Origin of the sequence: Nonomuraea typhae, from assembly GCF_009760925.1 — a bacterium.
In the GTDB taxonomy this organism is placed as follows: Bacteria; Actinomycetota; Actinomycetes; order Streptosporangiales; family Streptosporangiaceae; genus Nonomuraea; species Nonomuraea typhae.
The window spans coordinates 325,821-342,746 of record NZ_VRLV01000011.1 but is presented as its reverse complement, the minus strand read 5'-3'; the positions used below and the strand labels follow the sequence as shown (position 1 = coordinate 342,746).

General features: G+C 68.5%; 14 protein-coding genes and 1 riboswitch. Of the genes, 10 read left to right on the top strand and 4 right to left on the bottom strand.

The annotated features are described in order from the left end of the window. Positions 1-134 precede the first annotated feature (134 nt). Together FVE25_RS36265 and FVE25_RS36260 are read left to right on the top strand one after the other, a co-directional pair. Complete coding sequence (locus tag FVE25_RS36265) at positions 135-2,612, top strand: L-aspartate oxidase (RefSeq protein ID WP_157251906.1); 2,478 nt, start codon at positions 135-137, stop codon at positions 2,610-2,612. A gap of 3 nt (positions 2,613-2,615) precedes the next feature. Continuing rightward, entirely contained in the window at positions 2,616-3,398 is a 783-nt protein-coding gene (locus tag FVE25_RS36260) for a type III pantothenate kinase (RefSeq protein WP_157251904.1), read from the top strand. A 60-nt stretch (positions 3,399-3,458) separates the two neighbouring features. On the opposite strand, the gene FVE25_RS36255 is transcribed toward FVE25_RS36260, so the two are convergent. Beyond that, on the bottom strand, positions 3,459-3,944 hold the full coding sequence (locus FVE25_RS36255; protein WP_157251903.1) for a hypothetical protein: 486 nt from the start codon (positions 3,942-3,944) through the stop codon (positions 3,459-3,461). A 127-nt stretch (positions 3,945-4,071) separates the two neighbouring features. Here FVE25_RS36255 and lysX point away from each other — a divergent pair, with 127 nt between their 5' ends. Further along, a complete protein-coding gene (gene lysX / locus FVE25_RS36250) occupies positions 4,072-5,553 on the top strand; it encodes a bifunctional lysylphosphatidylglycerol synthetase/lysine--tRNA ligase LysX (RefSeq protein WP_157251901.1) in 1,482 nt (493 codons plus the stop codon). A gap of 1 nt (position 5,554) precedes the next feature. On the opposite strand, the gene FVE25_RS36245 is transcribed toward lysX, so the two are convergent. After that, the gene (locus FVE25_RS36245) at positions 5,555-6,487 is read right to left on the bottom strand and encodes an NADP-dependent oxidoreductase (RefSeq protein ID WP_246267960.1); all 933 of its coding nucleotides are present in this window, start codon (positions 6,485-6,487) and stop codon (positions 5,555-5,557) included. Positions 6,488-6,565: 78 nt separating this feature from the next. Here FVE25_RS36245 and FVE25_RS36240 point away from each other — a divergent pair, with 78 nt between their 5' ends. Continuing rightward, complete coding sequence (locus FVE25_RS36240; protein WP_157251899.1) at positions 6,566-6,964, top strand: winged helix-turn-helix transcriptional regulator; 399 nt, start codon at positions 6,566-6,568, stop codon at positions 6,962-6,964. A gap of 51 nt (positions 6,965-7,015) precedes the next feature. Here the strand turns inward: FVE25_RS36240 and FVE25_RS36235 are convergent, their stop codons facing one another. Continuing rightward, entirely contained in the window at positions 7,016-8,038 is a 1,023-nt protein-coding gene (locus FVE25_RS36235) for a cytochrome P450 (protein WP_246267954.1), read from the bottom strand. 351 nt (positions 8,039-8,389) lie between these two features. On the opposite strand from FVE25_RS36235, the gene FVE25_RS36230 reads away from it, so the two are divergent. Next, positions 8,390-8,602, top strand: a complete 213-nt coding sequence (locus tag FVE25_RS36230) for a LuxR C-terminal-related transcriptional regulator (RefSeq protein ID WP_157251897.1) — start codon at positions 8,390-8,392, stop codon at positions 8,600-8,602. 66 nt (positions 8,603-8,668) lie between these two features. Here FVE25_RS36230 and FVE25_RS56515 read toward each other — a convergent pair whose 3' ends face one another. After that, positions 8,669-9,712 (bottom strand): C40 family peptidase, encoded by a 1,044-nt coding sequence (locus FVE25_RS56515; RefSeq protein ID WP_157251895.1) that lies wholly within the window; start codon positions 9,710-9,712, stop codon positions 8,669-8,671. 5 nt (positions 9,713-9,717) lie between these two features. Beyond that, positions 9,718-9,867: riboswitch (cyclic di-AMP (ydaO/yuaA leader) on the bottom strand. Positions 9,868-10,203: 336 nt separating this feature from the next. Between FVE25_RS56515 and FVE25_RS36220 the strand changes: the two genes are divergently transcribed. From FVE25_RS36220 to FVE25_RS36200, 5 genes are all read left to right on the top strand, one after another. Further along, positions 10,204-10,773 (top strand): amino-acid N-acetyltransferase, encoded by a 570-nt coding sequence (locus FVE25_RS36220; protein WP_157251893.1) that lies wholly within the window; start codon positions 10,204-10,206, stop codon positions 10,771-10,773. Between the two features lie 205 nt (positions 10,774-10,978). Beyond that, positions 10,979-12,226 (top strand): RDD family protein, encoded by a 1,248-nt coding sequence (locus FVE25_RS36215; RefSeq protein WP_157251890.1) that lies wholly within the window; start codon positions 10,979-10,981, stop codon positions 12,224-12,226. 114 nt (positions 12,227-12,340) lie between these two features. Next, positions 12,341-12,853 (top strand): RDD family protein, encoded by a 513-nt coding sequence (locus tag FVE25_RS36210; RefSeq protein ID WP_157251888.1) that lies wholly within the window; start codon positions 12,341-12,343, stop codon positions 12,851-12,853. Between the two features lie 480 nt (positions 12,854-13,333). Beyond that, positions 13,334-13,666, top strand: coding sequence for a histone-like nucleoid-structuring protein Lsr2 (locus FVE25_RS36205; protein ID WP_157251887.1), 333 nt, complete (start codon positions 13,334-13,336; stop codon positions 13,664-13,666). 620 nt (positions 13,667-14,286) lie between these two features. Further along, positions 14,287-16,791, top strand: coding sequence for an ATP-dependent Clp protease ATP-binding subunit (locus tag FVE25_RS36200; protein ID WP_157251885.1), 2,505 nt, complete (start codon positions 14,287-14,289; stop codon positions 16,789-16,791). Positions 16,792-16,926 lie beyond the last annotated feature (135 nt).

Genomic DNA, 16,926 nt, shown 5'->3' with positions numbered 1-16,926 from the left:
CCGGGCGCCCACCCCTGAAGGGCCCACCCTCCGCGAAGGGCCCACCCCCCCCAAAGGGCCCACCCCGCCGCCGGGTCACTCCTCGGGAGGCGTTATCGTCAGATTGACGAAATTCCCTCGGTGAGGAGACCCCCATGAGCGGACCGGCGATCCCCCTGCGGCTCAGCGCCCCGGAACCCGGCTGGACCCGCGAGGCCGACGTCGTCGTCGTGGGCTCCGGGGTGGCCGGGTTGACCGTGGCGTTGCGCCATGCCGAGCTGAATCCCGAGGCGAAGGTGCTGGTCGTCACCAAGGACGTGCTGGGCGCCGGCTCCACCCGGTTCGCCCAGGGCGGGATCGCCGCCGTGCTGGACCCGGCCGACACCCCTGAGGAGCACCTGAACGACACGCTGATCGCCGGCGTCGGGCTGTGCGACGCGGCAGCCGTACGGACGCTCGTGACCGAGGGCCCGGACGCGGTCAGGCGGCTGATCGCGCGCGGCGCCGAGTTCGACCGGACGGACGGCGGCGAGCTCCAGCTGGGCCGTGAGGGCGGTCACCGGCGCAACCGCGTCGTGCACGCGGGCGGCGACGCGACCGGCGCCGAGGTGCAGCGTGCGCTCGTGGCCGCGCTGCACGAGCACGGGATCGAGGTCATCGAGCACGCCCTCGTCCTGGACCTGCTCAAGGACGCCGAGGGCCGCGCCGCCGGGGTGACGCTGCACGTGATGGGCGAGGGCGCGCGCGACGGCGTGGGCGCGGTGCACGCGGGCGCGGTCGTGCTGGCCACGGGCGGCATGGGGCAGATCTACCAGTCGACGACCAATCCGCTCGTCTCCACCGGTGACGGGGTGGCGCTGGCGCTGCGGGCGGGCGCGGTCGTGCGGGATCTGGAGTTCGTGCAGTTCCACCCGACGGTGTTGCGGGTCGGCGAGGACGCCGCGGGCCAGCAGCCGCTGATCACCGAGGCGGTCAGGGGCGAGGGCGCCCTCCTGGTGGACGAGCACGGCAGGCGGTTCATGGACGAGGTGCACGAGCTGGCCGAACTGGCCCCGCGGGACGTGGTGGCCAAGGCGATCATGCGGCAGCCGGGCCAGGTCTACCTCGACGGCCGCCACTTCGGCGAGGAGACGTGGCGCACCAGGTTCCCGACGGTCCGCGCGCTCTGCCTGGAGCACGGCCTGGACCCGGCCAGGGACCTGATCCCGGTGGTGCCCGCCGCGCACTACGCCAGCGGCGGCGTCCGGACCGATCTGCACGGCCGCACGTCGATTCCCGGCCTGTACGCGTGCGGCGAGGTCGCCTGCACCGGCGTGCACGGCGCCAACCGGCTGGCCTCCAACTCGCTGCTGGAGGGCCTGGTCTTCGCCGAGCGCATCGCCCAGGACATCGAGCCGTCCGTACGGCGGGCGGTCGAGGGCACGGCCCCGGAGGGGTTGTGCGATCCCCGGATCAGGCCCAGGGTCCAGGCGCACATGAGCCGGGGGGCCGGCGTGCTGCGCAGCCGCGAGTCGCTGGCGCTCACCGCCAAGGCGCTGCGCGACGCCCGGTGGACGCCGGTGAAGGTGGACCCGCGCACCGAGGCGTGGGAGGCGACCAACCTGCTGACGGTCGCCACGGTGCTCACGGCCGTCGCGCTCGCCCGCGAGGAGACCAGGGGCTCGCACTGGCGCGAGGACCACGGCGAGCGTGACGACGAGCGCTGGCTCGGGCATCTGGACGTGCGACTGACGGAGGAGGGCTTGCACATGACGTACACGCCGCATGGGCTCACGCTGGACGCCGGTGCGCCGGAGATCCAGGCGGTGATCGACCGGGCGCTGGCCGAGGACCTTCAGGAGGCGGGGGACGTGACCAGTCTGGCCACGATCCCCGAGGGGCATCGTTCGGCCGGTGACGTGGTGGCCCGCCAGGCGGGGATCGTGGCCGGGCTGGGCGTGGCCGAGGCGGTCTTCGCCCGGCTGGGCGCCGGCCGTATCGTCGCAGGCTCTACGTATACGACCAGGCTGGTCGAGGACGGGCAGCGGGTGGAGGCGGGCCAGGTGCTGATGACGGTGGAAGGGGACACGCGCGCCCTGCTGACCGCCGAGCGCACCGCGCTCAACCTGCTGACCCACCTGTCCGGGATCGCGACGCTGACCGGCGCGTGGGTGGCGGCGCTGGAGGGCACCGGGGCGCGGGTGCGCGACAGCCGTAAGACGCTGCCGGGGCTGCGGGCGCTGGAGAAGTACGCCGTCAGGGCCGGAGGCGGGGTCAACCACCGCATGTCGTTGTCGGACGCGGCGCTGATCAAGGACAACCACGTGGTGGCGGCCGGTGGGGTGGCCGCGGCGTTCGAGGCGGTGCGTGCGCGGTTCCCCGGCGTGCCGGTCGAGGTCGAGGTGGACACGCTGGAGCAACTGGAGGAGGCTCTGACCGCGGGGGCCGAGGTGATTCTGCTGGACAACTTCACCGTCGAACAGATGGCTCATGCCGTACAAATCACGAAAGATCGAGCGAAGTTGGAAGCCAGCGGCGGATTGACCTTGGAAAAGGCCCGTGATGTGGCTGAAACTGGCGTTGACTATCTTGCGGTGGGATCGCTCACGCATTCCGCACCGGCCCTGGACATCGCGCTGGATCTACGGGGGTAATTGATGCTGCTCACGATCGACGTCGGCAACACCCACACCGTGCTCGGACTCTTCGAGGGCGAAGAGGTGATCGAGCACTGGCGGCTGGCCACCGACGCCCGCCGTACCGCCGACGAGATCGCCGTCGTGCTCCAGGGGCTGCTAGGACAGTCGCCCCTGCTCAAGGGGGCCGACGTCAGCGGCATCGCGATCTGCTCCACCGTGCCCTCGGTGCTCAACGAGATGCGGGAGATGTGCCGCCGCTACTACGGCGACGTCACCGCGGTCATCGTCGAACCGGGGGTGCGCACCGGCGTGCCCGTCCGGATGGACAACCCCAAGGAGGTCGGGAGCGACCGCATCGTCAACGCGCTCGCCGCCATCGACCAGTACGGCGGGCCGTGCGTCATCGTCGACTTCGGCACCGCCACCTCCTTCGACGCCGTCTCGGCCAAGGGGGAGTACGTCGGGGCGGTCACCGCGCCCGGCATCGAGATCTCGGTGGACGCCCTCGCCGCGGCCGGAGCCCAGCTGCACAAGGTCGAGCTCATCCGGCCCCGCTCGGTCATCGGCAAGAACACCGTGGAAGCGCTCCAGGCCGGCATCATCTACGGCTTCGCCGGGCAGGTGGACGGCATCGTCGAGCGGATGGCGGCGGAGCTGGCCGACGACCCGGACGAGGTGACCGTCGTGGCCACCGGCGGGCACGCGGCGCTGGTGGTGGGGGAGTCACGCTCGATCGACGTGCACGAGCCCTGGCTGACGCTGATCGGGCTGCGGCTCATCTACAACCGCAACACGGCATGAAAGCAGGCGGCCCCCCGCTCGGGATGAGGGGGCCGCCTGCCGTACAGGGGGAGTGGATCGTCACTCGGACTCGGCGGTGTAGAGGTACTCCCACGGGCCGCACTTGGAGACGTGGTTGCCGTAGGGGCCGACCTGGCAGACCTTCACCCGCAGGCTGTAGACGTCGTCCTCGGAGAAGGAGTACTTCTTGTAGCCGGGGTAGCCGCAGTACTTCTTGGTGTAGACCGTGGACCAGTCGTAGTCGAAGTCGCTGGTCTGGAACTTCACGTAGGCGCACTTGCCGCCCTCGTCGTAGCTGCGGGGGTCGAGGTCGTAGAGGCGGCCGCTCACGCGGACGGTGTTGGACTCCTGGTCGTGGTCCCAGTCCACGCCGACCCAGCCCTGCGACTTGGCGAGGTGGTGCTTGGCGAAGACCGGGCCCCAGAAATCGCTGTAGTCGTAGTCGGAGGAGCTGGCGGTGGAGGCGCCGGCTGCGGTCGGGAGGCTGAGGGCAAGGGCTGTGGTGGCGGCGACGGCGAGGAATCCGGTCGCGATCTTCTTGATCATGGTCTCTCCTGGAACCCGAGGTGCTGTGAAACATTGGTAACGGAGAGTGCTTGCAACGTTCCTGCAGCGCCCCTGCACGGGACCGACGAGCCCTTGCAGTTCGCCATATCCCCTACCCTTTGTTGGTGTGAGCGACGAACTTCCCGAGCAGATGCGCATCCGGAGGGAGAAGCTCGACCGCCTCCGCAGCGAGGGCGTCGAGCCCTACCCGGTCAACTTCCCCCGCACGGCGACCAACGCCGAGGTCAGGGAGAAATACCAGGGCCTCGAACCGGACACCGCCACGGGAGACAAGGTCGCCGTCGCCGGCCGGGTCATGCTCAACCGCGTCGGCGGCAAGCTCTGCTTCGCCACCCTGCGTGACGGCTCCGGCGACCTCCAGGTCATGATCTCGCTCGACAAGGTCGGCGAGGAGTCGCTGGCCGCCTGGAAGGGCGACGTGGACCTCGGTGACCACGTCGGCGTCGAGGGTGAGGTCATCACCTCGCGGCGCGGGGAGCTGTCGATCCTCGCCGACTCATGGCAGATCACCGCGAAGTGCCTGCGCCCGCTGCCGGAGAAGCACCTCGGTCTCACCGACCCCGAGGCGCGCGTGCGCCAGCGTTACGTCGACCTCATCGTCAACGACGAGGCGCGCAAGATGGCCCACCTGCGCAGCGCGACCGTCCGCGCGGCCCGCGACTTCTGGCACGAGGAGGGCTACCTCGAGGTCGAGACCCCGATGCTCCAGCCCATCCACGGCGGGGCGACGGCGCGGCCGTTCACGACCCACATCAACGCCTACAACATGGAGCTCTACCTTCGCATCGCGATTGAGCTCTACCTCAAGCGGCTCGTGGTCGGCGGCATCGAGAAGGTCTTCGAGATCAACCGCAACTTCCGCAACGAAGGCGCCGACTCCACGCACAACCCCGAGTTCACCATGCTCGAGGCGTACGGCACCTACCTTGACTACAACGACATGGCCGATCTGACCCAGCGCATGTACCAGCGGTGCGTGGTGGCCGCGCTCGGCACGTCGGTCGTGGTCCACGACGGCGTCGAGATCGACCTGGGCTTGGCCGAGTGGCCGCGCATCACCCTCTACGGCTCGGTCTCCGCGGCGATCGGCGAGGAGATCACCACGGAGACCCCGCTGGAGCAGGTCCGCAAGTACGCCGACCAGCGCGACATCCACTGGGACCCGAAGTGGGGCCAGGGCAAGCTCGTCCAGGAGATCTTCGAGGAACTCGTCGAGCACACCCTCATCCAGCCCACGTTCGTCATGGACTACCCGCTGGAGACCTCGCCGCTGGCCCGCAACCACCGCGACAACCCGCTGGTCACCGAGAAGTGGGACCTCATCGGCTTCGGCACCGAGCTGGGCACCGCCTACTCCGAGCTGAACGACCCGATCGAGCAGCGCCGCCGCCTGGTCGAGCAGTCGTTGCTGGCGGCCGGGGGCGACCCCGAGGCGATGCAGCTGGACGAGGACTTCCTGCAGGCGCTGGAGTTCGCCATGCCGCCCACCGGCGGCGTCGGCGTCGGCATCGACCGGATGATCATGGCCTTCACGGGCCGGAACATCCGTGAGACCATCCTGTTCCCGCTGGTCAAGCCCACCGGTTAAGTCACGGGGTGAGCACCAGGCGGCCACGCAACCCACCGGCGCCCAGCCGGGCGTAGGCGTCGGCCGCCTGCTCCAGCGGGTAGGTGCCGGCCACCCGGAGCGCCAGCCGTCCCGCCGCGGCCCAGCGGGCCACCTGGGCGAGCTGGCCGGCGTCGGAGCGTACGTACACGGTCGTGACCCGGATGCCGCGCAGCGGGACCGGCGCGGCGCCCGCCGCCACCGCCACGAACGCGCCGCCGCCCCGCACCGAGTCCAGCGCGGCCAGCCCCACGATCGCCGCGTCCACGACGCCGTCCACCCCGCCGGGCACCGCCGCCCGCACCGCGGCCGCCAGATCCGCCCCGCGCGGCACGAACCACTCGGCCCCGAACCCGCGCACCGCCCCTTCGTCCCCGGCCCCCGCCAGCCCCACGACCCGCAGCCCGCGGGCGGCCGCGATCTCGACGAGGTACCCGCCCAGCGCTCCGGCGGCCCCGGTCACCAGGAGGCTCTGCCCGGCCGCCAGCCCGGCCAGGTCGAGCGCCTGGATGGCGGTGAGCGTGTTGAGCGGGAGCGTGGCGGCCTCCACCGGCGAGATCCCTTCCGGCGCGGCGGCCACCTCGCCGGCGTCCAATATCACGTACTCGGCGTGCACCTTGTGCGGCAGCATCAGCCGGTCCGCGAGCCCGAACACCGGCTGCCCGGCGGCGAACCCGGTCACTCCGGGCCCCACCTGGTCGATCACCCCCGCCACGTCCCACCCGAGCCCGTACGCCTCCTGCGGATCGGCCACCTTGAAGTCCGGCAGCGTCCCCGAGGCGCTGAACAGGTCCACGGGCTGCACGGCCGCCGCGGCCACCTTCACCCGCACCTGCCCGGCCCCGGCCTCCGGCACCGCGACCTCGACGATCTCCACCTTGCCCTCGCGCCCGATGAGCGCACGCATCGTTGTCATGCGCCACACCGTAGAAAGGCATACTCTCTCCTGGTAAGAAGGCACCTGAAGGTGCGTAACCCACCTGGAGGATCCGCCGTGCCCACCGAGACGGCCGCGGAAAAGCGCGCGGCAGCCCGCCTGGCCTACGACGCCTACCTGGCCAAATGCCCCTCCCGCCGGCTTCTCACCACGCTCACCGACAAATGGGTGAGCCTCATCCTCACCGCCCTGGCCGGCGGCTCCCAGCGCTACAGCGAGCTGGCCAGGACGATCGCCGGGGTCAGCCAGAAGATGCTCACCCAGACCCTGCGCGGCCTGGAACGCGACGGCCTGGTCGCCCGCACGGTCACCGTGTCGGTCCCGGTTCGCGTGGACTATGAACTCACCCCGCTCGGCCAGACCCTCCTGCCGCTCATGACCGCGATCAAGGAATGGGCCGAGGTGCACATCGAGGACGTGGAAGCCGCCAGATCCCGCTACGACAGCCAGCTCTGAAGCGCCGCCGGCCCGGCTACGACAGCCAGGTAGGAAGGGCAGCCGTCCCGGCTACGACAGCCAGGTAGGAAGGGCAGCCAGCCCGCGCAACACGACATTCTCCTTGTACGGCGGCGCCGCGTCGGCCAGCTTCAGACCCGGAGCCGCCTCGGCCAGTGCGCGCAACGCGATCTCGCCCTCCATCCGCGCCAGGTTGGCGCCCAGGCAGAAGTGGATGCCGAGCCCGAAGGCCAGATGCCGTGGGCTGGGCCGGCCGGGGTCGAAGCGGTCCGGGCCGGGGAAGACGGCCGGGTCGCGGTTGGCCGCGCCGAGCAGCCCGAGCACCGCCGTACCCGCGGGGATCGGCGTGTCGCCCAGTTCGGCGTCCTGGAGCGCGACCCTGAGCGTGAGCTGCACGGGCGGGTCGTAGCGCAGCACCTCCTCGACGACCTGCCCGGGTGACTCCGCGGCCAGGTGCAGCAGGTCGTGCCGGAGCAGCTGGAGCACGCCGTTGCCGATGAGGTTGACGGTCGTCTCGTGCCCGGCGACCAGCAGCAGCACGCAGGTGGCCAGCAACTCGGGCTCGGTGAGCTCCTCCAGGCGCACGAGCGCGCTCAGCAGGTCCTCGCCGGGGCGGCGCCGCCGTACCGCGGCGAGCTCGCGGAAGTAGGCGCGGAACTCCGTCCGGGCCCGATCCGTGCTCGCCAGTTGCCCGGCGGGCAGCAGCGGGTCGATGCCGCGGGCCAGGATCTCGCTCCAGCCGCGGAAGCGCTCGTGATCCTCCGGCGGCACGCCCAGCATCTCGGTGATCACCATGACCGGGAGCGGGTAGGCATAGGCGGCGATCAGGTCGGTCTCCCTGCCCATGGCGCCGATCAGGTCCTGTGCGATGGCCTCGATCCTGGGGCGGAGCCGTTCGATCATCCGGGGCGTGAACGCCTTGCTGACCAGTCCGCGCAGCCGGGTGTGGTCGGGCGGGTCCATGACGAGGAACGAGCCGCGCGGCTGGCCCGGGTTGGCGGGCGGGGTGGAGCCGTGTCCGAATCGGGGGTCGCGCAGGAGGGCCGAGACGGCCGCGTGTGATGTGGCTACCACCAAACCGGTCCGGGTATGAAATAAATCGCCACGCTCGGCGAGCTGACGGTACTTTTCGTACGGCTCACGCCGGTAGTCAGGACCGTAGGGGTCGAATCCCAGCACGTCGACGGGGGTCGGCGCAGGTCCGGGCGGGCTCTTGTAAGGATCAGTCTGATCGCTCATCGTGCCCCGACGTGTGACGACATATGGCGAGTAGTTCACATAGATTTGATCATGTCAATAGAGCTGGTCAAGCCGGGAAATTGTCGAGCTTGACGACCTTTCCTGGATGCGTTTACCGTCTGCGGGACGAGCGCGTTGCGCTGTCCGAGACGTCTGCGAGTTCTGCTGTTGGGGGGAGGGCTCCCGATGGATGTGCTCACCGAAGGCGTTGAGCTGAGCCACGCCGATTTAGCCTTGCTCGCCGAGCTGGCCAAGGGAGTCACGGTCGATCGGGTAGGGCGCCGGCTGGAGATCAGCGGACGCACGGTACGCCGCCGTTTGCGCGGGATATGCGACAGGATTGGCGTGGCCACCGCCATCGAGGCGGTGGCCTGGGCGGCACGTCGCCAGCTGATCTAGTGGGCTGAGTCCGACCCCGCCGGGTTGTGATCCGGCGGGGTCGGTTTTGGTCGTACCCGGGAGGGCCTAGCCCGCGATGCGGACGGCGCCTGCCCAGGGACGGCGTGAGATGGACGCGATGCGGACCACGTCGCCGGTCTGCGGCGCGTGCACCATCATGCCGCCGCCGACGTAGATGCCGACGTGGTGCAGGTCGTTGTAGAAGAAGACCAGGTCACCCGGGCGCAGCTCCTCGCGCGAGATGCGGGTGCCGGCCGTCCACTGGTCGCCGGTGTAGTGCGGCAGCGAGATGCCCACCCGCTGGTAGGCGGCCATGACCAGGCCGGAGCAGTCGTAGGAGCCGGGGCCTTCCGCGCCCCAGACGTACGGCTTGAGCTGCTGGGTCAGGGCCCACCTGGCCGCCTCGGCGGCCTTGCCGGAGCCGGCGATCGGCAGGCTGACCCGGACCGCGCGGCCACCGGGCCGGCCGGCTTCGCCGATGGCCCGCTTGAACAGGTCGCTCTCGACCTTCGTGACCAGCTTGGTGATCTTGTCGCGCTTGGTCTCGAGGCCCTCGACTATCTTGCTGACCTCTTCGATGCGGGTGTTCGCCTCGGCCTGCGCCTTCTCGGCGAGCTGCCGGGCCGCGGCGACCTGGTTGACCTGCTCGCTCTGCTGCTGCTCCAGGGCGTAGGTGGTGGCGGCGCGGTCGAGGAAGAGGTCGGGGTCACCGGAGGAGGCGAAGGCCAGGGCCTGGCCGAAGCCGCCCAGCATGTACTCGTTCTGGGCCAGCAGGGCGGCCTTGGAGCGCTTCTCGGCGAAGTCGGCCTCGGTGGCGGCCAGCGTCTTCTTCGCGGCGGCGACGGCCTTCTGCGCGTCGTTGAGCTTCACGCGCTGGCCGTTGTACTGCTCGCTGAGCGTCTCGATCTCGGTGTGGAGCTTCTCGACCTGCTCGGAGAGCTGCTTGAGCGAGGGCTTGGGGTCCGCCGCGGCGGAGCCGAGAGGTGTCACCGTGAACGTCACGAAGGCGACGGCGGCGGCCAGGGCGGCGAGCCCCTTCCTGTCGCCCGGTTCGGGAGGGCGGGCATGCTTGCCCGCGGGCTTCCCCTCACGGTTACGCGTGCGCTTCACCAACCAGCTCCTCTCGTGGCCGCCTACCGGGTTAGCTGACGGGTTCGGGCCGGAGCAGCCCTACCGAGCAGAGCTCGGATTCACCCCGGAAGGCGCCTTACGGCTACCGGCGGTTCCCCGGCTCCCCAGGGAAGGGGATTAGGCGTGCCCTCGCGTGCGTGACACGCGTGACATCGACGCTGGACACTAGTGCACTCCTGGTTCGTGCTCAACCAGAACTGCCAGATCTGTTGAGGTTTCACAACCGAAGTGTCACGGGGTGATCACGTGCACCGCCGTACCAGAGGGACTTTATGTGAACTTTGCCAGTGCTTGGGACGTACGGGAGGTTCGGTGTAACCGTGGGAATCACCGCTCGTCACCGGCCATTCAGCTGCTCGTTGGCATTGCCCCGCAGGTAGCCCGGCACGGACGACTACTAGAAGAGATCGTCGCGGACATGCGTGGGCAAATATGGGGGAGCCGTAATTAGCTCTGTACCCTGAGGTTCCATGGAGCAGGTCGCCGAACGGGCGGTTCCCGACACGGAGGTCGTCGTCAGACGGGCTCGGACGCCGGATGTCCGGACGATCAGGCGCCTGGTCGACACCTATGCCGGAGCCGGCCCCCGCCTGCTGGAGAAGGCCACTGTCACCCTTTATGAGGACGTCCAGGAGTTCTGGGTGGCCGAACGCGGGGGGCGGGTGGTGGGCTGCGGCGCCCTTCACGTGTTGTGGGAGGACCTCGCCGAGATCCGCACCGTGGCCGTGGACCCCGAAGCCCGCGGGCTGGGCATCGGCCGCCAAATCGTTACAGCCCTCATCGGAACGGCCCGGGAACTCGGGTTGCGGCGGGTGTTCTGCCTGACTTTCGAGGTGGATTTCTTCTCCGCGCACGGGTTCCGCCCGATCCAGGGCACGCCGGTATCTCCCGAGGTCTATGCCGAGTTGCTCGCCTCCTATGACGAAGGCGTGGCCGAGTTTCTCGATCTTGAACACGTCAAGCCCAACACCCTCGGCAACACCAGGATGCTGCTGCACCTGGCGTCGTTTGACGCGGACCTCCACCAAGGGGAAAGGTGATTGTAGATACCTATGTCGATACGTTGGGCAGCGAAGGCATGTGTCCTGACATGTGCCACATGCACACTCGAAGCGAGGTGACACGGTGAGCACCGGACAGCCGCCGTATCCACAGGACGATCCCGGCGACAATTCCGGGACTCCCGAATACGGACAAAACACCGCAGGTCGCGCCCCTGGCGAGGCCGACCCGGATGTGACGGTCGTGGGTTACCGGCATGACGGCGACCCCTACGGCCAGCAGGGCTATGGACAGCAGCAGCCGCAGTACGGCCAGCAGGCTCCGTCCCAGCCCGGATACGGCCAGCAGCCCAGCTCACAGGGGGGCTACGGCCAGCAGCCGCAGTACGGCCAGCAGCAGGGTTACGGTCAGCAGCAGCCCGGCTACGGCCAGCAGCCGCAGTCCCAGCCGGGCTACGGCCAGCAGCAGCCCGACTACGGCCAACAGCAGCAGCAGCCCGGTTACGGCCAGCAGCCGCAGTCCCAGCCGGGCTACGGCCAGCAGGCCCCTTCACAGCCCGGCTATGGTCAGCAGTCTCAGTCCCAGCCCGGTTACGGCCAGCAGCCGCAGTCCCAGCCGGGCTACGGCCAGCAGCCCAGCTACGGCCAGCAGCCGCAGTACGGTCAGCAGCAGCAGCCCGGCTACGGCCAGCCCGACTACGGCCAGCAGCAGCAGCCCGGCTACGGTCAGCAGCCGCAGTCCGGACAGCAGTACGGCCAGCCGTCCTCCGGGCAGCAGTACGCCCAGCCCGGCTACGGCCAGCAGCCGCAGTACGGCCAGCAGCAGGGCTACGGCCAGCAGCCGCAGTACGGCCAGCAGCAGGGCTACGGCCAGCAGCCGCAGTACGGCCAGCAGCAGGGTTACGGCCAGCCCCAGGCGTACGGCCAGCAGCAGCCCGGTTACGGCCAGGCATACGGTCAGCCGGTCGGCGTGCAGCCGCCCGGTGCGCCGGCGCCCCTGGCCGAGTGGTGGCAGCGCCTGGTAGCCCGCATCATCGACGGTGTGCTGTTCGGCATCGTCTGGTGGGTGATCGGCCTGATCATGGCCGGCATCTTCCTGGCGACCTACGCATCCAGCAGCGGTGTCTCGTCGGGCTTCTTCGGCCCGGTCCTCGTCGGGCTCATCTCCGGGATCCTGGCGGGCGCCATCTACATCGCCTACGAGCTCATCATGACCAAGATGAACGGGCAGACGCTCGGCAAGCTCGTCATGGGCATCAAGATCGTGCCGGTCGGGAGCCCGAACGTGCCGCCCGGTGGGCTGCACACCAACACGGCGCTGATGCGCGGTCTCGTGACCTGGGGCGGTTACCTCATCTCGGGTATCCCGTTCCTGGGCTGGCTCGGTTACATCTTCGTCGCGCTCAACGGCGCCTCCCAGCTCTGGGATAAGCCGCTGCAGCAGACCTTCGCCGACAAGGTCGCCAAGACCGTCGTCGTCAAGATCAAATAGCGGCGGCGGGCGTAGATTCAGGGGTCACCACCTGGTGGCCCCTGTTTCATGTGCGGCTCCGCCGTACCAAAATGGTGTGACAGGCGATCTAAACGCCGTCGAGAGGTTGAGGCTATGGCCACGCCCGTCCAAGGCACCGTGACCGCTGAATGGTGGGAGCGGCTGGTGGCGCGCCTCATTGAGGCCCTGGTCTTCGGCGTGTTCTATTACATTCTGTTCATAGCGCTGTGGTCGTTCTTCCGATCTGTCGGGTTGTTGGGCGTCTTCGACGAGGGCCGGTTGCCCGGGGTCTTCGCCTGGCTGGGGGCCGGTCTGGCTTATACGGTCTATGACTGCGTGTCGCATTCGCGGGGTGGGCGGACCTTCGGGCAGGCGATCATGCGGATTCGGGTGGTGCCCGCGGACGGGACCGTCGTCACCACTCGTGGGCTGCTGAAACGTGCTCTGCTGTATCCCGGGCCGACCATGCTGATGGGCATTCCGGTGCTCAATGTGCTGGCGCCAATGGTGGCCTTCGGGGTGGGGATGCTCATCCTCATGGACCGGCCGCTGCTGCGTGGTCCCCACGACCGGCTGGCCGGGACGCGAGTGGTCAAAGACCAGCGGGCGTCCGGTTCGGCTGGTTAACGCAAAAATTTCCCTTGATCCGGTAAGAAGCCTGGAGAGACTGCCATTAGGCTGTCCATCGCTCAGGTCGCCCTAGAAGGTGTCCTGTCGCACGGGCCGGTGTCCCCGTGGGGGCGGAGGGAAGGTCGCCGCACGGGGCCGCGTACCGTGTTCCGCCCGGGCGTTCAGCCGGTTCCGGGGATAACCGCCGCCGCGGAAACCCGGATCCGCGCTCGGGGCTCCAGGGCGAATGCAAGGTCTAACGGAAGCATTGGCGGCCGCCGCGCCACGGGCTGGGGCCGCCGGCGTCTTCGACTTTGACGGGGTGAAGACGGCGGCCGCACGGGGCTCCGGCGGCGGCCAAACCGCCAGGATCTGGTCGAGAAGCGCAACTGATCCGCGAGTCAGCCGAATCCGTGTCTCCCTGAATTGTCTTACAGCCTTTCCGGGTATATGTTTGGGCGAGCGAATGAAACAATGCTCCGGGAAAGGATTGCGTACATGGCCAAGCAGATCCAGGAGATTCTCATCGATGACCTCGATGGGGGCGAGGCCAATGAGACGGTCAGCTTCGCTATTGACGGCTCGTCGTATGAGATTGACCTCAGTGACGTTAACGCCAAGAAGCTGCGGGATGCGCTCTCGCCTTTCGTGCAGCACGCCCGTCGCGGCGGCGCCGTCTCCACTCGTCGTCGGGGTCGTGGCGGTCAGCGCGCCATGACCCGCGAGAAGAGCTCCGAGATCAGGCAGTGGGCCAAGGCCCACGGTCTCCCCGTCAGCGAGCGCGGGCGTATCGCCTCCACCGTTGTGGAGAAGTACGAAGCCGCGCACTAACCGCTGTCGCGCCCGACGACCATGCGCTTATGACGTTCGCCTAGAACCCCGGCGACTGCCATAAGCGCATGATCGTTTTTTAGGGGCCTTCTTTGTCCTGGTTTGCGTGTCTCGCATCCTGGACGAGGGGGCCCCATTGCGTGTCTTTTGGTACCTGGGATTCCCGGAGATATCGCGCCGCCGTACCGGGGGAGTACTCACTCCCCGCAGCCGGATTTGCCGATGCGCTCGCGGTTTACGCGTCCTTGATTCAGGATTCGAGCCCGGCGCGGAGTCGCTGGCTGCTCGGCTGCGGACCGGTCCGAGAGTGCCCATAGGATGTCAACTACGGCTTACGGAACTGTCCGGCGCGGCGCCGTCCCGGTCCGTTCGTGTGGCGGGCGGTAATTTCCCGACGGCTCGCGGAGGGCGTCCTAAACCTCGTTCGCTGGTGGCGTATCGGGAACACACCACCCCCGAACGGTAGTTGGATGGAGGGTGAACGCCCTGCTCTCGGGGAACGTCTCTAGCTATAGAGCGTGTCAGCGGCAGTGGGCACGGTTCGCCGAGCCAGGGCTAGCATGCGGGATGACGGGACCGGATTCTCCGGCCTGACTGACCGCTCTGTGAGGAGCGACGAGATGTTCGAGAGGTTCACCGACCGAGCGAGGCGGGTTGTCGTCTTGGCCCAAGAAGAGGCCAGGATGCTCAACCACAACTACATCGGCACTGAGCACATTCTTCTTGGCTTGATCCACGAAGGTGAGGGCGTTGCCGCCAAGGCTCTGGAGAGTCTCGGCATCAGCCTTGAGGGTGTGCGCCAGCAGGTCGAGGAGATCATCGGCCAGGGCCAGTCGGCTCCGTCGGGGCACATTCCTTTCACCCCGCGGGCCAAGAAGGTCCTCGAGCTGTCGCTCCGTGAGGCCTTGCAGCTGGGCCACAACTACATCGGCACCGAGCACATCCTGCTCGGGCTCATCCGTGAGGGTGAGGGTGTGGCCGCCCAGGTGCTGGTCAAGCTTGGAGCCGATCTCAACCGTGTCAGGCAGCAGGTGATCCAGCTGCTGCACGGCTATCAGGGCAAGGAACCGGCGGCTGCGGGTGGTCCGCAGGAGTCGGCCCCGTCGACGTCCCTGGTGCTCGACCAGTTTGGCCGCAACCTGACCCAGGCGGCCCGCGAGGGCAAGCTGGATCCGGTCATCGGCCGTGAGAAGGAGATCGAGCGGGTCATGCAGGTCCTCTCCCGGAGGACCAAGAACAACCCCGTTCTCATCGGCGAGCCCGGCGTCGGCAAGACCGCCGTCGTCGAGGGCCTGTCGCAGAAGATCGTCAAGGGCGAGGTGCCCGAGACGCTGAAGGACAAGCAGCTCTACACGCTCGACCTCGGTGCTCTGGTCGCCGGTTCCCGCTACCGCGGTGACTTCGAGGAGCGCCTGAAGAAGGTGCTCAAGGAGATCCGCACCCGCGGCGACATCATCCTGTTCATCGACGAGCTGCACACGCTCGTGGGTGCGGGCGCCGCCGAGGGCGCGATCGACGCCGCCAGCATCCTCAAGCCCATGCTGGCCCGCGGTGAGCTGCAGACCATCGGCGCCACCACGCTCGACGAGTACCGCAAGTACCTCGAGAAGGACGCCGCGCTGGAGCGCCGCTTCCAGCCGATCCAGGTGGCCGAGCCCTCGCTCAGCCACACGATCGAGATCCTCAAGGGTCTGCGCGACCGCTACGAGGCCCACCACCGCGTGTCGATCACCGACGACGCGCTCGTGGCCGCGGCCCGTCTGGCCGACCGCTACATCAGCGACCGCTACCTGCCCGACAAGGCGATCGACCTCATCGACGAGGCCGGTTCCCGGATGCGCATCCGCCGGATGACCGCTCCGCCGGACCTGCGCGAGTACGACGAGAAGATCGCCAACGTCCGCCGCGACAAGGAGTCCGCGATCGACGCGCAGGACTTCGAGAAGGCCGCTGCCCTCCGCGACCAGGAGAAGCAGCTGCAGCTCAAGCGCGAGCGGCGGGAGAAGGAGTGGAAGGCCGGCGACATGGACGTCGTCGCCGAGGTCACGGAAGAGCTCATCGCGGAGGTCCTCGCCACGGCGACCGGCATCCCGATCTTCAAGCTGACCGAGGAGGAGTCCCAGCGCCTGCTCCGCATGGAGGACGAGCTCCACAAGCGGATCATCGGCCAGGACGACGCCATCAAGGGCCTGTCCCGCTCCATCCGGCGTACCCGCGCCGGCCTGAAGGACCCGCGCCGCCCCGGTGGCTCGTTCATCTTCGCCGGCCCGTCCGGCGTCGGTAAGACCGAGCTGTCCAAGGCGCTGGCGGAGTTCCTGTTCGGCGACGAAGACGCGCTGATCATGCTGGACATGTCGGAGTTCATGGAGAAGCACACCGTCTCCAGGCTGTTCGGCTCCCCGCCCGGCTACGTCGGGTACGAAGAGGGCGGCCAGCTGACCGAGAAGGTGCGGCGCAAGCCGTTCTCCGTGGTTCTGTTCGACGAGATCGAGAAGGCCCACCCCGACATCTTCAACTCGCTGCTGCAGATCCTGGAAGACGGTCGCCTGACCGACGCCCAGGGCCGGGTGGTCGACTTCAAGAACACGGTCATCATCATGACCACCAACCTCGGCACCCGGGACATCTCCAAGGGCATCGGGGTCGGCTTCGCGAAGTCCGACGACGCCGAGTCCAACTACGACCGGATGAAGTCGAAGGTCCAGGAGGAGCTCAAGCAGCACTTCCGGCCCGAGTTCCTCAACCGCGTCGACGACATCGTGGTCTTCCACCAGCTCACGCCGAAGGAGATCATCAAGATCGTCGACCTGATGCTGGGCCAGGTGTCCGAGCGTCTGAAGGACCGGGACATGTCGCTGGACGTCTCGCAGGATGCCAAGCAGCTGCTGGCCGACCGCGGCTACGACCCGGTGATGGGCGCCCGTCCGCTCCGCCGTACCATCCAGCGCGAGCTGGAGGACATGCTGTCGGAGAAGATCCTGTACGGCGAGCTGCGTGCCGGCCAGGTCATCAAGGTGACGATCGAGGGTGAAGGGGACAACGCCACGTTCGTCTTCACCGGCGAGACGGCGCCCAGCCAGGTGCCCGACTCCGCCGCCGCGATCGCCGCGCCGATCCAGAACTGACTCGATCCGAGTCCTCAGAGAGGCCCTCCGCATCGTGCGGGGGGCCTCTCTTCGTGTTCCGGGTGGCGCGTGGGATCGCGTGACAGAACAATGTTTCCGAATTGTTGGGCGGGTGGGGTGTATCACCACGGCGAG

Excerpts from the sequence above, each read along its gene's own strand:
- FVE25_RS36265 (WP_157251906.1), top strand. The coding sequence starts at position 135 with ATGAGCGGACCGGCGATCCCCCTGCGGCTCAGCGCCCCGGAACCCGGC.
- FVE25_RS36260 (WP_157251904.1), top strand. The coding sequence starts at position 2,616 with ATGCTGCTCACGATCGACGTCGGCAACACCCACACCGTGCTCGGACTC.
- FVE25_RS36255 (WP_157251903.1), bottom strand. The coding sequence starts at position 3,944 with ATGATCAAGAAGATCGCGACCGGATTCCTCGCCGTCGCCGCCACCACA.
- FVE25_RS36245 (WP_246267960.1), bottom strand. The coding sequence starts at position 6,487 with ATGACAACGATGCGTGCGCTCATCGGGCGCGAGGGCAAGGTGGAGATC.
- FVE25_RS36230 (WP_157251897.1), top strand. The coding sequence starts at position 8,390 with ATGGATGTGCTCACCGAAGGCGTTGAGCTGAGCCACGCCGATTTAGCC.
- FVE25_RS36220 (WP_157251893.1), top strand. The coding sequence starts at position 10,204 with ATGGAGCAGGTCGCCGAACGGGCGGTTCCCGACACGGAGGTCGTCGTC.
- FVE25_RS36210 (WP_157251888.1), top strand. The coding sequence starts at position 12,341 with ATGGCCACGCCCGTCCAAGGCACCGTGACCGCTGAATGGTGGGAGCGG.
- FVE25_RS36205 (WP_157251887.1), top strand. The coding sequence starts at position 13,334 with ATGGCCAAGCAGATCCAGGAGATTCTCATCGATGACCTCGATGGGGGC.
- FVE25_RS36200 (WP_157251885.1), top strand. The coding sequence starts at position 14,287 with ATGTTCGAGAGGTTCACCGACCGAGCGAGGCGGGTTGTCGTCTTGGCC.